Annotated in this window: 9 protein-coding genes; 4 read left to right on the top strand and 5 right to left on the bottom strand. The window is 49.9% G+C overall.

Annotated features, from left to right (window positions below):
• Positions 1–183 precede the first annotated feature (183 nt).
• Together P9L94_03770 and P9L94_03765 are read right to left on the bottom strand one after the other, a co-directional pair.
• Complete coding sequence (locus P9L94_03770) at positions 184–1,266, bottom strand: MFS transporter (GenBank protein ID MDP8243174.1); 1,083 nt, start codon at positions 1,264–1,266, stop codon at positions 184–186.
• Between the two features lie 150 nt (positions 1,267–1,416).
• Positions 1,417–2,232: a DUF1080 domain-containing protein gene (locus P9L94_03765; GenBank protein MDP8243173.1), complete on the bottom strand. Its 816-nt coding sequence runs from the start codon at positions 2,230–2,232 to the stop codon at positions 1,417–1,419.
• A 190-nt stretch (positions 2,233–2,422) separates the two neighbouring features.
• Here P9L94_03765 and P9L94_03760 point away from each other — a divergent pair, with 190 nt between their 5' ends.
• The 4 genes from P9L94_03760 to P9L94_03745 all read left to right on the top strand — a co-directional run bounded on the left by P9L94_03760 (position 2,423) and on the right by P9L94_03745 (position 13,602).
• Entirely contained in the window at positions 2,423–5,485 is a 3,063-nt protein-coding gene (locus tag P9L94_03760; protein ID MDP8243172.1) for a PD-(D/E)XK nuclease family protein, read from the top strand.
• Positions 5,475–8,690 carry a UvrD-helicase domain-containing protein gene (locus P9L94_03755; protein ID MDP8243171.1) on the top strand — a complete coding sequence of 1,072 codons (3,216 nt, stop codon included), beginning with the start codon at positions 5,475–5,477 and terminating at the stop codon, positions 8,688–8,690. Before P9L94_03760 ends, P9L94_03755 begins: the two co-directional genes overlap by 11 nt.
• Before the next feature lie 341 nt (positions 8,691–9,031).
• On the top strand, positions 9,032–11,221 hold the full coding sequence (locus tag P9L94_03750) for an HAD-IIB family hydrolase (GenBank protein ID MDP8243170.1): 2,190 nt from the start codon (positions 9,032–9,034) through the stop codon (positions 11,219–11,221).
• Complete coding sequence (locus tag P9L94_03745) at positions 11,218–13,602, top strand: sucrose synthase (protein MDP8243169.1); 2,385 nt, start codon at positions 11,218–11,220, stop codon at positions 13,600–13,602. The genes P9L94_03750 and P9L94_03745 overlap by 4 nt, the downstream gene beginning before the upstream one ends.
• Here P9L94_03745 and P9L94_03740 read toward each other — a convergent pair.
• The 3 genes from P9L94_03740 to P9L94_03730 all read right to left on the bottom strand — a co-directional run bounded on the left by P9L94_03740 (position 13,596) and on the right by P9L94_03730 (position 16,052).
• Positions 13,596–13,763, bottom strand: a complete 168-nt coding sequence (locus tag P9L94_03740) for a hypothetical protein (GenBank protein MDP8243168.1) — start codon at positions 13,761–13,763, stop codon at positions 13,596–13,598. The genes P9L94_03745 and P9L94_03740 overlap by 7 nt on opposite strands.
• Positions 13,764–14,256: 493 nt before the next feature.
• Positions 14,257–14,508, bottom strand: coding sequence for a DUF4062 domain-containing protein (locus tag P9L94_03735; protein ID MDP8243167.1), 252 nt, complete (start codon positions 14,506–14,508; stop codon positions 14,257–14,259).
• A 122-nt stretch (positions 14,509–14,630) separates the two neighbouring features.
• Positions 14,631–16,052: a (Fe-S)-binding protein gene (locus P9L94_03730; GenBank protein MDP8243166.1), complete on the bottom strand. Its 1,422-nt coding sequence runs from the start codon at positions 16,050–16,052 to the stop codon at positions 14,631–14,633.
• Positions 16,053–16,119: the final 67 nt, after the last annotated feature.

Here is a 16,119-nt window from a genome sequence, read left to right as displayed (position 1 = left end):
GGGCGCAACTCTGCTCGCTTCAGTGCGGGCTTTCAGGCCCTTATGCGCAGGCGCTCGCCGAGTTGCACCCATGCCTGAATCGGTTTGTCAATTATTGATATGCCTGAATCCGTTTTCATTGTGATTGTTGCTGGTTGCGCCTAAAACCATTCCGAACATGTTGATGGCAACCGCTTTGCAATTTTAGATTGATAGTCGGCGGGACAGCAGCACAATCGTTGCGCAACAAAACAGAACAACAAACATAGCTGCTCGCAATGAGGCGACGTCTGCAAGCCCGCCGACCAAGACAGGGCCTATCAAAAATCCGCCGTAGCCAAACGCGGTTGTCACAGCCAGCGTGCGCGCGCTTGATCGCGCCGCCATGCGAAACAGCACGGGTACCACATTGGCGAGGCCCGCGCCGACGCAGAAAAAGCCCGCGAGTAAAACGCCAGGACGCATCGCAAGCAACGCGAGTAGAAGCCCCGCCGTCGCCGCCAGTGCGCCGAGGCGAATGACGCGGGTTTGACCAAATCGCGCGGTCAGCCAATCGCCCGAAAAACGCAGCAACGCCATCCCCGCCGCAAAGGCGCCGTAGCCGAGGCTGCTGAGTTGGTTGGAGGCTCCGCTTTTGTGCATGAGCAACGCAGACCAATCCGCCATCGCTCCCTCTGATACAAGACAGGCAAATGCCAACGCTGCCAAAAGAAATATAGGAACGGAGCAATCGGCGTTGTTTGTTGTTGACGACTGCGCGGAGAAATTTTGTTCTGTTGGCTTCACAAACAGCGTAGGGAAAAACAATCCAAATCCAATGGCGCTGAGCAGTATGACAGGGGCGATTGAATTGGCGTCGTCAAAAATTAACAGCGAACTCGCAACCGCGCCAATGAGGCCGCCGATGCTGAAAATACCATGGAATCCTGACATCCAGGTCCGACCGCAATGGCTTTCGGTTGCCGCTGCGTCCGCGTTGGCGGTGACGTTTAAACTGCCGTTGCAGGCTCCAAAAAAGAAAATGGCGATTGCCGCGCTTAAGACCGTCGGGGCCAGGTGAGGCAGGATAAAGAAAATGGAAACCAGCAAACCGATGAGGCTGCTGGCGGTTCTTGGTTGCAGCCGCCGCAGCAACGCCGGGGTCATCATCATTGCCGCAACGCCGCCCGCCGCCAGCGTGAGCAATAGCAAGCCCAATTCGCCCTCAGAAAGCCCCAGTCTGTTTTGAAGGAGCGGGATGCGAGACGCCCATGCGCCAAACAGAAATCCGTCTGCGAAAAAAAACACCGCAACCGTCAGCCATTGTTTGGCGAGATCAAAAGACTGGGGCGATGAGGAAATGGTCGTGCCTTTATCCGAAAATGGTTTTCGATTGGCAATGCGCGTCGCCTCCGCAAGCCGTTTCGAGTGAGCAAGCGGAGGCTTCGTTCAATGTCGCTAGAACTGCGTATCTGGTTCGTTGATGTCTAACTCTTTGATCCAGGTATTTCGATAGAGCACCTCGTGGCCTTCGCACTGAAGTTTGAGGCCGCCGGGGACATCTGTGATTCCTGCGCCGTCGTTATTGCCGCCGTCGATGCCTGAATTCGGCCCGCCCCATACTTTTTGGATCTTCACGTTTTCATGCGCTTTCACGCCGTTGAAATACATACTGACCATTGCTTTTTCAGTCAGTTTGCCTTCTTTGAAACGCGCGGCGCGAAAGACGATGTCATAGGCGTTCCATTTTCCCACGCCGTTATAGGCGTCGTAGGGGCCGGCGGCTTCATTGATGACTGCGGCCAAGCCGTGCGTGCCTTTGTCGCCGTCGAGTACCTGGATTTCATAGCGGTTTTGTAAATAGACGCCGCTGTTTCCGCCTTCGTGTACAATCAAAAATTCAACATGCAAACGAAAGTCGCGGTATTTCTTTTTGGTGACGATATCGGCGGCGCCATATAGTCCGCCCGCCGCTGCCGGGTCGTCGGTCATCAGCGCGTTGCCGTCATCAACCGGGTCATCGACGATTTTCCATTTGATGGGCAGCGATGAGTTGAAGCGAGGGCCTTCCCAATACGTCCATTTTTGGTCGAGAAGCTTTCGGCTTCCATCAATGAGCATTTCGGCGCTTTCAGGAGCCGCCGCGCCAACGCCGATGGATGTTGATGCAGAGTCCGCATCCGCCGCTGTTGAAGTATGAGAAAAAGGGCCAGCGATCAGAAGCGCGAAACATAGGGGGGTGATGATTAAACGGGAAAGGGATAGTCGTTTCATTTCAGGTATCCTTCAGCATCTTGGTTTCTAATGAGTGGTTATCATCTTATCAAACAATGCGAGTGCGAATCAAGTTTGCTGAAAATTTGTTTTCCAAATACTTTGTTGAACGTATTGAAGGTGCAAGCGCGGCATTTATGGTTGTATTATACGCAATGCGCTTCAAAACATTCTTTGGAGAATAAATGCCATGAATCTGATCGTCCAAACCATCGTGCAAATGTGCGCCGATCATCCGCTCCAGGAGAAGTGGTTGTTGGCGCCAACCTTGCGCGTCGGGTGGCAGTGGATCGACGCGGCCACGAAGCAGGGGCGCCCGCTGGTCAACCTGCATTGCAAAACCATCCAGGGCGCCGTCTTAGATGCGATCACGCCGTATCTTGTAAAACAGGAACTGCGGTTTGCTTCGCGAATGCGCGGGGTAATGCTGATTGAATCAATCTGGCGCCAACTTGATCCTGAAAATAATTATTTTGGCGCATTAGAACCCAACCTGGCGTTGTTCGAGCGCATCCATGATTCGCTGCAAGATTTGCGGGCCTCGGGCGGGGAAGATGTTAGCGACGAGTTATTTGAGTCGCCTTTGAAAGCCCAGACGCTTCATACGCTGATGAAACAATTTGCTGCGGCGTTGCATGAGGCGAATTTAATTGATTACGCAGAAGCGTTGCGAATCGCTTGCGAGCATGTCGAAATAAACAATGAACTGGTTTTATTTATCCCTGAGGATGTCGAACTTAATTCCAAAGAGCGCCAATTTATACATGCATTATCGGCCCGTCATGCGGATGTTGTTGATGAGGGAAAGCCGCCGAAGCCAAAACGCGATATTGATTTGTTGCGTTGGATTGAGCAACCGGGGGATGCCGCAGCCTCATTTCAAGATGGAAGCGTGAGCCTTTATCACGCGATTGGCGAAGCGAATGAAGTGCGCGAAATTTTTCGGCGATGCTTGCAAAATAAAATCCCACTCGATCAAATTGAAATCGTTTTTACCGATTCGGAAACATACATTCCATTGCTGTATGAATTATCGTTTGAGCCGCATTGGACGGACGAAGCGCACGGCATGAATTTACCAATCACCTTTGTGGACGGCGTCCCGGCGACGTATTCAAAACCCGGCAAAGCCCTGTTGGCTTGGATTCATTGGATATCGCAAGATTATCTTCAATCGGCGCTGGTTTCACTCTATCAAGACCATTTGCTTCAACACGATGCGTCTACCTTTTCCCATGACGAAATGGCGCAGGCGGTTCGGCGGTTGCCAATTGGGTTTGGCCGCGAGAGGACCTTGGCTTGCATCCGCGACAAAATTCAGTCGCTGCATTTGCAATTGGATAACATAGAAACAACTGACGATGAAAATACTCCGGCAACATCCCCCGTTCGTTATCGGCTTTATCTCGAACGTGAAATTTCTAAATATGGTTTGCTTCTGGATGAAATTGACGCGCTGCTTGCAACCACACCCCATGCAAGCGGTCTGTTGAGCGACATCGTCCAAAAATCGCTGCAATTTTGTGAACGTTTCACCTCGGATGGTTCCGACTTTCATCGACAGGGGCGCGAGCGCCTCGTGAATCAACTCAAACAATTGTTCGAGATCATTCGTGCAGACCCCAACATTAAAAGCGTCGATGGATGGGAACTGGTTGCGTCTGTTCCCAGGTCGTTGTCGGTTTTAAAAAGCGGGCCGAAACCGGGGCATATACACGCGTCTCATTATTTGAGCGGCGGTCACACCGACCGTCCCTATCTATTTATTGTTGGGCTTGATGATGGGCGCTTTCCCGGGGCGGGGTCGCAAGACCCGGTCGTATTAGATAAAGAGCGCGCGGCGATTTCGCCGGGGCTTGTTACTTCGCGGGGCCGGATTCAACGAAAAATCCAAATTCTCCATCGCTTATTAAAGCGTTTGCCGGGAAAAGCGACGTTGAGTTTCTCTAGTTTCAATGTTGTGGATGGTCGCGAGCAATTTGCCAGCCCGCTTGTGTTGTCGGTTCATCAAATTATCAGTGGAGACCATCAGGCCGATTATTCGTCGCTGAAAAAATGGTTGGGCGCGCCTGCGTCGTTTGCTCCAGGTGTGGAGGGGCAATGCGTTAATGAGCGGGATATGGATTTGTTGAATGCCGCAGGCGGTCGATGCAATTCAGTGGAATGGATTTTCGAGCGTTATTCTCATGTTCAAAAAGGGATGCGGGCCCGGCAGCATCGACAAAGCAACGAGTTTACCGTTTATGACGGTTGGGTTGCAGACGCTGGCGTGTTGTTAAATTTTACGAGTGGACGCATTGCATCCGCCAGCGCATTGGAAACCTTGGGGCGATGTCCATTGGCGTTCTTTTTTCAATATGGATTGCAGATCGAGGAGCCAGAGTCGGTCACGGTTGAAGAAGAGCAATGGCTCGATGCGCTTGCATTCGGGAGTTTGGTTCATGGATTATTCGAGAGGTTCATTGCGGAGCGAATCAAGAACAATGAACCTGTTTCGTACGCCGCGCATCGCCAGGAATTAATTGACATGGCTGATCGCGAGTTGGAGTCGTATCGAGCGTCGTATCCTCCCAAAGCAGAGCACTCATTCTCACGGCAACGCGACCAACTCATGACTTGCATCGAGTATTTTCTTTATTCAGAAGAAGAACTTCAGCTGGCACTAACGCCCCAATATGTTGAAGCAAAAATTGGATACGAAAATGATGAGGCGGTGGTGGTTTCGCTGCCAAACGGCGCGCAGATCAAAGCGCGTGGAATCATCGACCGTATTGACGCCGTCGGCGACCCAACCGACGCCCGGTTTGCGATATGGGACTACAAGACCGGAGGGTCATATAAATATGGAAAACGGCAACAGAAGAAAAAATGGGATGCGCTTCAACAAGGGCGCGTGATTCAACATGCGCTTTATACGGCGATGGCGCGCCAATGGTTAAAACGGCGCGTCTCCGCTGACGCCGAAATCGAACAATTCGGTTATTTTTTCCCTAGCGAAAAAGGGAAGGGCGAGCGGCTCACCTGGTCGGCGAATGAATTGACGCAAGCGGGCAATGTTCTTTTGTCTCTAAACCAAATCGCTTCAATGGGCGCATTTTTGGCGACGGATGACCCCGAAGACTGCACGTTTTGTGAATTCAACTCGATCTGCGGTGATGTTGAATCACTGGCGCAATGCAGCGCGGCGAAATTACAAAACCCTCAAACCGACCGATTGGCGCCAATGAAGGAGTTGCGAAACGATGAATGCTAAGCCAAACGGCGTCTTACCGGACGATGTGTTTCGTAAGGAAATCGTAACGACGCTTGATGAAAATTTTCTTGTCGAAGCGGGCGCGGGCACAGGTAAAACAACCGCGTTGATTGGCCGTATGTTGGCGTTGCTCAAACAAGGAAAATGCTCGATTGATACATTGGCCGCTATCACCTTTACCCGAAAAGCGGCGGCGGAATTGCGCTCGCGGTTCCAAGTAAAACTCGAAGACGAAACGCGCCAGGCCCACGGAGAAGAGCGCGAGCGCTTGGCGAACGCGTTGCAGCGCATCGAGCAATGTTTTATCGGGACGATCCATTCATTTTGTGCGCGGCTCTTGCGTGAAAGGCCGGTTGAAGCCTGCGTGCATGTTTCATTTTCTGAATTGGATGATGATGCGGATCGCGTGTTGCGCCGCCAGTCGTGGGAAGAGTACGCTGATTCTTTGTATTGTGAAGACGGTTCGCCGACCCTCGCGCAGTTGGATGAAGTGGGGCTGAATATTGGTCAACTCAAATCAGCGTTTCTTACGATTACCAATTACCCGGACGTCGATGAATGGCCCAGCGAACAACGCGCCTTGCCGGACGCGCAGGCGTTTGTCACGGATATTCAAGACTATGTGAAACACATTGAGGAAATACAACCGGAATTTCCCCAAGACGTCGGCAATGATGAATTGATGCTTTTGTATGTAAAACTTGCGCGCATGGTTCGCTTTGTTGACTTTCGCAAACCGGGAGATGTGATTGATGTTTTAACAAATTGTAAGGCGGTTAAGGTTATTCAAAAGCAGTGGCCGCGCGGCAATCAACAAGCCAAAGACGAACGAGACCGTTGGGAAGCATTTTGTCAGCAATATCAACCGTTGCTGCATGCATTTTTTTCATATCGCTACCATATTGCGTTAAGTGCGCTTCAATCGGCGGTTGCATTTTATGAACAAAAAAAACGTCTGTTGGGCGTGCTCAATTTTCAGGATTTGTTATTGCGCACTGCCGCAATGTTGCGTAATAGCGCACCCGTCCGCCAGTATTTTCAAGAGCGTATCACGCATTTGCTGGTGGATGAATTTCAAGACACCGATCCGATCCAAGCGGAAGTGATGCTGTTATTGACGGGAGAAAACCTTGTCGAAACTCGTTGGGGGCATTGTCGACCTGCGCCGGGATCTTTGTTTGTCGTCGGCGACCCGAAGCAATCCATTTATCGCTTTCGTCGCGCCGACATTCAAGTGTATAACCAAGTGAAGGCGATCATTCAAAAACACGGCGGGCGCGTGGGGGCACTCACCACAAATTTTCGTACGGACGCGCCTGTTCTTCATTGGGTGAATAAAGTGTTTCAGCCGCTTTTCCCCGGTGATGCAACCGCTGAGTCTCCGCAGTATATCCCACTCGAAGCGCCAACTTCGTTGCAGGGCAAGGATCACGCCGATGTATTCGCGTTGAGCGCTCCCGAAGAGTGTGCGACAAAAGATGAAATCGTTCTGCATGATGCAAAACGAGTGGCTGCCATCATTCAACGGGATATGAAACATCAGCGCCGCCAGGCAGGCGATTTTATGATCGTGACTTACAAAAAACAAAACATGGCGATGTACGCCCATGCGTTGCAGCGGCTCGGCGTTCCGCATCAAGTGACGGGCGGCGGCGCGTTGAATGACAACGAGGCGCTGCATTGGTTGGCCCTTTGCATCCGGGCCGTCATTGAGCCGGATAACCCGGTTGCGCTTGTCGCGTTGTTGCGCAGCGATCTGTTTGGGTTTAGCGACCCGGAACTGTTTGCGTTCAAACAAGCTGGCGGTGCGTTTCATTACGCAAAAAAAATCCCCGGAGAATTGCAGGAAGCCAATCTCTATTTTGTCGATGTGTTTTTCCGCTTGAAACAATATGCCGCCCATTTCAACAATGCACCGTTGGTGGTTGCGCTTCAGGCAATCATTGATGATCTGGGGTTGTACGCTTGGTGCAGCGTCCAGCCTGACTCGAACCACTTGGCCGGAGGCTTGGCGAAACTGGTCGAGGTCATCCGGTCGCGCCAGCATGAATGGACGTCGGTGGCGGATATGCTTGCGTATCTTCATGCGCTTGATTGTGGCGAAGAAGTGATTGATGGAATCGAAGCGCAGCCCCCGCTCGATCCTGGCGTGCAAATTATGAACTTGCATAAAGTGAAAGGGCTTGAAGCGCCGGTCGTTATTCTTGCGGACCCCAATGGATATTCAAACAGGAAGCCAACGGCCCATATTGTTAGAGAGCAAGATCGCGTATCCGGTTATTTTTTCATTGATGAACCCAGCCCGTTCGGATTTCACCGCGCCCCGCTTGCTTATCCGATGCAGTGGGAGGAGTTGGCTGAAACCGAACAACAGTTTCTTGACGCTGAATTTCACCGCTTGCTCTACGTCGCCGCGACGCGAGCAAAACATCAAATGATTATTTCACAACGCGTGAAGCGGGCTACATCCAATCCCTGGAACAAACTGTTGAAGGATGTAATCGAGTATCCTGAGGATGAAAAAGCGGTTCCAATAAAACCAGTCAAGCCAAGACGAAAAGCGCCGATGCGCATCTCGTCGCCTGTCGCTGTTTGGCAGCGCCTTGCCGACCCAACATACATTACGCTGGGCGCCAAAGATTTGATCACATCATCAACGCCGAGGAACCAGTATTCACAAAAAAGCGCTGGAAATGAATCCGCCTTGGAATGGGGCAATTACATTCACGCATTATTGCGTTTGCATTTGCAAGATTCCACTCTAGACATTGAAAGCGCTGCGCAGCGGTTGAGCGAGGCGATGGATGTGGATGACGAGACGACGCAGCGAGGCGTTGCATTGCTGCATTCCGTTTCGCAGTCATCAATTCTGAAACGCGCAAAAAATGCAATGCAGTTTTTTACGGAAATTCCTTTTCAAGTGATGCGGCAATCGGAGCAGGAAACTGACGTTCCCGTCTTTTTGCGAGGCGTGATTGATTTGGTGTTTAAAGAAAAAAATGGCTGGGTGGTTATTGATTATAAAACAGACAAAATCACTAAAAAAACAATGCAGCAAAGGGGCGAATATTACTCACCTCAAATTAACGCGTACGCAGAAGAATGGGCGCGCATCGTCAACGAACCCGTTGTTGAGCGAGGCGTTTTCTTTGTGCATCTGGATGCGTATTTCCCCATTTCAGATACGACGGCTCTTCCTGCATAACCGTAATTTTACGCAGCATAGACCAGAGCGATTTTAATAAACAGTTTAAAAATCGTGATTTTCTGTTATAATATCCGTATTCATGATGGTATCCGATCAAAAAAAACTATACAAAAACGCCGAAGAGGCCAGTATCTTCATTTAGCGATTCTTGTCCGCCTCTTATATATGACATCGTTTTTTTTCGATGCCATGTTTTCGATTTAGCTAAAATCCAATTCACAATTAATTATTTTAGTGGTTTAATTCTTTAGCGCGGCGATTTTTGTTCGGTCGAGCGATCTCAACAGAAATCGCCCCAAGCAGGCCCAAGTACGATATATAAAAAGGAACATAACGCGATGGTTCATTCATTTGTACCAGCAAAAAAACTACCAACCACAAAACGGAACGGACTGTACATTGCTTTAATTAGCGTTCACGGCTTAATTCGAGCGAACAATCTTGAACTGGGGCGCGATTCCGACACCGGAGGCCAGACGACTTATGTGCTTGAATTGACCCGTTCGCTTGCTCGCCAGCCGGATGTTGCGAGAGTCGACCTATTCACGCGCCGTATTTTTGACAAACGCGTTGATTCTGATTATGCCCAGCCTGTCGAACCCTTAGATGACAAAGGGAACATCATCCGGTGTCAATGCGGGCCAAAACGCTATTTGCGAAAAGAAATGTTATGGCCTTATTTGGACGAATTCACCAATGAAATGTTGAAGCATTTTCGTTCCGTTGGGCGCCTGCCGGACGTCATCCACGCTCATTACGCCGATGCCGGGCATGTTGGAAGAAAACTATCGCAATTGCTGGGGGCCCCGCTTTTGTTTACCGGGCACTCGCTGGGCCGGGTAAAACGCGAACGCCTGTTTGAGCAGGGTGCGGCGAAAGAGAAGATTGAAACGAAATACAATATACATGAGCGGATCGAAGCCGAAGAAATGGCTCTGTCGAACGCGGCCATGGTCGTAACGAGCACCAACCAGGAAATTGAAGAACAATATAAACTGTATGAAAATTATCATCCACAACAGAAAGTGGTGATTCCTCCCGGGACGGATATCTCTCGTTTCAGTCCATCCAGAGCGTCCGTCCGCTCGTATGGGTATTTGGAAAACCTTAGGCCTTTTTTAAGCGATCCATTCAAGCCGATGGTGTTGGCGATTTCACGCGCGGACGAACGCAAGAACATCAGCGGATTGATTCACGCTTACGCCAATCACGCCGAACTGCGCAAACTGGCGAACTTAGTCATCGTTGCGGGCAATCGCGACGATCTAAAGGAAATGGAATCTGGACAACGCGACGTTTTCCGTAAAATTTTCTATCTCATTGACAAGTATGATTTGTATGGTTCTGTTGCGTATCCAAAACACCATACGGTTGATGATGTTCCTGATTTGTACCGGATGTGCGCAAAAAGCGGCGGTGTGTTTGTGAACCCCGCGTTAACCGAGCCGTTTGGTTTGACCTTGATTGAAGCCGCCGCTTGCGGGACGCCAATTGTCGCGACCAATGACGGCGGCCCGCGCGACATCACCGCGCATTGTAAGAACGGCGAACTGATTGATCCACTCGACACGGAGGGAATCTCCGCAACGATTTATTCCATGCTGAATGATCCGGCGCGATTGAGGCGCTATTCTCAGAATGGATTGAAAGGCGTCAAAAAACACTACACCTGGGAGAGCCACACCAAAACCTACTTAAAAGAAATCAGGAGGAATATTCTGAAAACGAAAGGGTCATTTCTATTCGTTCCGTCCGGTAAGCGCTTGCTTGAAGCGGACCGGCTGTTTATTACCGATATTGATAACACATTGCTTGGCGACGCTAAGGCGTTGCGGGAATTGGTCAAAAAACTACGAGCGCATTCCAACCAGGTCGGTATCGGCATTGCTACCGGGCGCCATCTGGAAAGCGCGATTGAAGTATTGAGTGAGTGGGACGTGCCGCGTCCGGACGTGTTAATCACATCCGTCGGCAGCGAGATTCATTATGGCGATGATCTGAAACAAGACATGGATTGGCGCCGCCATATTGATTATAAATGGGAGCCGGAACGCTTGCGCGACTATATGGCGAACGTGCCGGGTCTTGAGTTGCAGCCGGAAAGCAACCAGCGCGAATTCAAAGTAAGTTATCTGTATGACGCTGAAACGGCGCCGCCAATCCGCGAAATAAAAAAACAAATGAGAGAAAGCAAGTTTCGGATTAAAATAATTATTTCGCATGACGCCTATTTAGATTTTCTGCCGTTGCGCGCGTCAAAAGGTCTTGCGGTTTGGTATTTGGCAAACAAGTGGGGCGTACCGATGGAGCGAATCCTTACGGCGGGCGATTCCGGGAATGATGAAGAAATGCTGAAAGGCCACGGGTTATCGGTTGTGGTGGGCAATTATAGCAAAGAACTCGAGTCGCTGCGAAAGAACCCCACGGTGTACTTTGCTGAAGGCGAATATGCTGCGGGTATTTTGGAAGCGATGGATTATTTTCAGTTCTTTGGCGATATCAATATTCCAGAGGTGGGTAATAAATGATACACAGTATACAAGAGTATTTTCAATCCAAACGCAGCATCGTCTACATGTTTTTTCGCAACCTGATTGCGTTAGACCGTCCGTTTTTATTGCGCTCAGATCTTTGCGATGAATTCGATTCGTTAATTGAATCGACACCAGACGAGCCGCTCAAACACACGCCGTTAGGCAACTTAATCAGCCGCGTACAAGAAGCGGTGGTGAAAGCGCCGAGGATCGATTTTGCCTTTCGTTCTCGAATTGGCAAGTGGGAATACATTCGAATCCACGTCGAAGAAATGCACTGTGAAATGATAAACGCATCGGCGTTTTTACAATCAAAAGAGCGCGTCTCGAATCCCGATCAAAAAGAAGACGACTGGGTGCTTGAGATCGACCTGTCGCCGTTTAACCGTGAATTTCCTAAGCTTCAAGAGCCGCGCTCGATTGGTAGAGGCGTAGAATTTCTTAACCGGAATTTGTCAAGCAAGTTGTTTAATGATCCGCTGAAGCATGGCGATCTTTTGCTTAAATTTCTACAAGTACACCAATGTATGGGGCAACAGTTGATGTTGAATGACCGCCTTCATTCGATCGGACAACTTCAAGACGCCGTTAACCATGCGCAAGATTTGCTCTCTCAGCACCCGAACGACGCAGAGTGGGACGCGGTCGGACATTCGTTGCAGGAACTCGGATTTGAAATGGGATGGGGGCGGACGGTTCAACGCATGATGGAGACGTTTGCGTTGCTGTCAGACCTGCTGGAGGCGCCCGATCACGAACGCTTGAGCGCGTTTTTGGGCCGCATCCCCATGATCTTCAATGTCGTGATTTTATCGCCTCATGGATATTTCGGACAATCCAATGTGTTGGGTAAACCTGATACTGGCGGGCAGGTCATTTATATTTTAGACCAGGTCAAAGCGCTCGAACGTGAGATGCGCAACCGGTTAGAGGAACAGGGGATCAATTTTGAACCCCGGATTCTTGTCGTGACCCGTTTGATTCCAGACGCGGGAGAGACTTCATGCGACCAACCCTTGGAACCGATTGTTGGTACACAAAACGCTTCGATTGTTCGTATCCCTTTTCGAAATGCGCAGGAAGACGTCATCCCGCATTGGATCTCCCGGTTTGAGATTTGGCCTTATCTAGAGCGTTTTGCAAAAGACACAGAACGGGAAGTGTTAGCCATTTTAGGTGTGCGTCCTGATTTGATTATCGGAAACTATTCAGACGGGAACTTGGTTGCGAGTTTGTTGTCAGAACAATTGAAAGTAACTCAGTGCAATATTGCTCACGCGCTTGAGAAAACCAAGTATTTATATTCCGACCTGTATTGGCAAACCAATGAAGGCCAGTATCATTTTTCCAGTCAATTCACGGCTGATTTAATCGCCATGAATACGGCTGATTTCATCATCACCAGTACCTATCAAGAAATCGCCGGTAACGCGGAAAGCGTTGGGCAGTATGAAAGTTATTCGACATTTACGCTGCCGGGTTTGTATCGGGTTATCAATGGAATCAACGTGTACGACCCAAAGTTTAATATCGTTTCTCCTGGCGCTGATTCTGATGTCTTTTTTCCTTACAGCGACGAAAGCCGCCGACTGAAAGAGCTGCACCCCGAAATTGAACGTATGGTATATGGTGAAGAATTTCCAGGCCATCGGGGAGAATTAACCGAGAGGGATAAGCCGATCATCTTTAGCATGGCGCGCATGGACCGCATCAAAAATTTAACGGGGCTAGCGCAATGGTTTGGAGAAAGCGAGTCGCTGCGCGAACGCGCGAACCTTGTGATCGTCGGCGGCAACATTGATCCTAATCAGTCATCAGACCATGAAGAGCGCGAGCAAATTGAATACATGCACTCTCTCATCGACCAATATCAACTCGACTCCAACATCCGATGGCTCGGCGCGCGCTTAGACAAAAACATGTCGGGCGAAATTTATCGTTATATCGCCGACAATGGAGGCGTGTTTGTTCAGCCTGCGCTATTTGAGGCGTTTGGGTTGACCGTTATCGAAGCCATGAGTTCCGGCCTGCCGACTTTTGCGACGCTGTACGGCGGCCCGCAAGAGATTATCGTTGACGGCGAATCGGGGTTCCATATCGATCCCAATCACGGGGCTGAGTCTGCGAACAAAATTGAATCGTTCTTTGAGCGTAGCAAAAATGACCCTTCGGTTTGGGCGAAAATATCGAAAGGCGCCATCAAGCGAGTCGAAGAGCGATATAACTGGCCGCTTTATGCGGAGCGTTTGATGACGCTATCGCGCGTATACGGCTTCTGGAAACACGCGACCAATTTAGAGCGTGAAGAAACCCAACGCTACTTACAAATGTTTTATGGATTGATGTTGAAAAAACGCAATGAATCAATTCAATAGTTTCTGAACGGTTTATGATATTTTAACAATTCGGGGGCGTTGCCGTCTTCGTTCCACCATAAGTATTCCCGATAAACGTCGCTCGGAACCGGGTCTGCGCACACGGTCATAATTTGGATTGCAGCAATGGTGAGCGCCCATGCCAAGGTATACTTGCCCATGTTGTCCTCCGCCAAATAGTAGAAAGAATCAAGTGATTGTTCGCGAAGATTATGCTATAAACGCGGGGATATTTCTAAGCCTGTGGACGATGGCGAAATGGTTCTGGTGGGCGACTCATTCCCGGCTGAAACCGATGCGAAATTTCGCCTGGATGCTTCGGCGTCACCAGGAGGGACTGCTAAATTACTTCGAATTGCGAATCGATAATGGGGCCGTGGAAGGAATGAACAACAAGGCGAAAATCATCAGTCATCGGTGCTATGGATTCAGGACGGCGAAAACCTACATCCTGGCTCTGTATCACGGACTCGGAAACCTTCCTGAACCCAAACTCGTGCACAAATTCTTGTAAGGAACCTCTTTTACTTTGCCGCGAAAAGAATCTAGTTTTTTTGCAAAATCTGGATTGGATTCACTATTTTTTTTAGAAAATCCTTCTGGATGTTCATGAATTAATGCTATTACTTTGATTCCTTTTTCAACTGCATAGTCTTATTCCTTTTCAGTATAACTAACTCCTTCTTTAGTCGTTGAACCATATCTGCCGCCAATTATTAACAAATAATAATCACAATCATCAATGATTTTTTTAATGAATTCCCATTGTTCTTCATCGGCCGCTGGAAAAAGTTCCATACCCGCAGGAATGCAATCCATTTTCATGAGTGTACGAATTACATGTTGCCGTTCTTCTTGCAGGTCGGCAAAAGTCGAACTGACAAAAACCTGATATCGTTTATCCATTTTTTTCTCCGTGCAATGGATTAAATCTAGCACGTCAAATAATGGATTTATAGTAGGGAAAAGATGGAGATATCAACTTGAGGTGGGCTGCTGGCGCGAGCCCACCCTACCTTTGGTTTTCGTTACCCCTCACACCCTGGTCTTGGTTTGCGTCCGCAGGTTTTGCAGCGGATTTCTTCGGAGTCGCGCCAGGCTTCGCGGCTGCCCTCGTCGTCGATCAGTTCGATGACGTGCTTGACTTCCATCGGCAGGCCTTTTTCTTTCACGCCAAAATCGAGCTGCAATAAACAGCCGGGGTTCGCGGTCAACAGCAGGTTCGCGCCCGTGCCTGCGATCTTGTCGATCTTGCGGTTGAGCACTTTCATCGCCATGTCGTGATGAGTGATGTTGTAAATGCCCGCGCTGCCGCAACACCATTCCGACTCGGGCAAGTTGACCCGCTCGACGCCGGGGGTTTCGTCGATCAGTTTTTTTGGTTGGCTCCACACCTGTTGCGCGTGGCACAAGTGGCAGGGTTCGTCATAAATGACCTTGAGGTTTTCATGCGCCGACACTGGCGGGACGTAATGCTGCCAATCACCAAGAAATTCGGTAATCTCACGGCATTTTTCGCTGAACTCTTTTGCCTTGTCGCGGTATTCAGGATCGTGCTCAAAAATTTCTTCGTATTCCTTAATCGCGGCGCCGCAAGCCGCGCAGTCGGTCACGATGTAGTCAACGTTGAGTTTCAAAAAGGTATCAATGTTGTCTTTCATCATCTCGACCGCTGTGTGTTTAAAGCCTTCTGACAAAAGGGGTGCGCCGCAGCAACGGATATTCTTGGGCGTGACGACGCGGCAGCCGCTTCGGGTCAGCACGTTTACCGTCGAGTTGGTGGTTTTGTTGAACATGATGCTCATCATGCAGCCGAGAAAATATCCGACTCGCGCTTTCTCATCGCCCATCGCGGGCACCTCGTCAGGCAGCGTCTTACGGAACGGTTTTTTCAATCCGTTGGGCGTGAGCGCTTCCATGAAGCGGATGCGCTTCGGCAATAGGTTAAGAATACCGCTGGCGTGGACCAGACTTCGGACGCCGAGTTGTTGATAGAGGCGAATCGGCAGCGCTGCCAGTTCCATTCGCCAATGGCGCATGAACAACCAGTTGAAAATGAAATTACGGAAGATGCGGAAAAAAATGCTTTGCGGTTTGTGTTGCTCGACCTGTGATCGCGCGGTTTCGATCAGGTAGCCGATGCGAACGCCGGACGGGCAGGCGGTTTCGCAGGCGCGGCAGTCGAGGCATAAAAATACCTGGTCGGAAAATCCCTGGTTAATTTCTAACTTGCCGTCAGCGACAGCGCGGATTAAGGCGGCGCGTCCACGCGGCGAAGCGCGTTCGACTTTCATCTCTGAATAGGTAGGGCAATGCGGCAGGCACATCCCGCATCGAACGCAATTCAGAATTTTATCGTAATCGGGCGTGGACGGCCCTTCAAAAAAGCCGGATTTCTGCGGCGCTGAGTGGTTGTGCGCGTCTGGTTGCGGCGGCGTGGAAATCGCCATGGGTGTCTCTCCTGAAGTTCAATGTTGTATTGATATTACTAAACGTACGGCGAAAAACAACGGACGT

This window comes from Candidatus Hinthialibacter antarcticus, assembly GCA_030765645.1.
Taxonomy (GTDB): Bacteria; Hinthialibacterota; Hinthialibacteria; order Hinthialibacterales; family Hinthialibacteraceae; genus Hinthialibacter; species Hinthialibacter antarcticus.
This window is presented reverse-complemented; position numbering and strand designations above follow the sequence as displayed.

Bases quoted from the DNA above. Each gene is read 5' to 3' on its own strand.
- P9L94_03765 (MDP8243173.1), bottom strand. From the start codon at position 2,232: ATGAAACGACTATCCCTTTCCCGTTTAATCATCACCCCCCTATGTTTC.
- P9L94_03760 (MDP8243172.1), top strand. From the start codon at position 2,423: ATGAATCTGATCGTCCAAACCATCGTGCAAATGTGCGCCGATCATCCG.
- P9L94_03755 (MDP8243171.1), top strand. From the start codon at position 5,475: ATGAATGCTAAGCCAAACGGCGTCTTACCGGACGATGTGTTTCGTAAG.
- P9L94_03750 (MDP8243170.1), top strand. From the start codon at position 9,032: ATGGTTCATTCATTTGTACCAGCAAAAAAACTACCAACCACAAAACGG.
- P9L94_03745 (MDP8243169.1), top strand. From the start codon at position 11,218: ATGATACACAGTATACAAGAGTATTTTCAATCCAAACGCAGCATCGTC.
- P9L94_03740 (MDP8243168.1), bottom strand. From the start codon at position 13,763: ATGGGCAAGTATACCTTGGCATGGGCGCTCACCATTGCTGCAATCCAA.
- P9L94_03735 (MDP8243167.1), bottom strand. From the start codon at position 14,508: ATGGATAAACGATATCAGGTTTTTGTCAGTTCGACTTTTGCCGACCTG.
- P9L94_03730 (MDP8243166.1), bottom strand. From the start codon at position 16,052: ATGGCGATTTCCACGCCGCCGCAACCAGACGCGCACAACCACTCAGCG.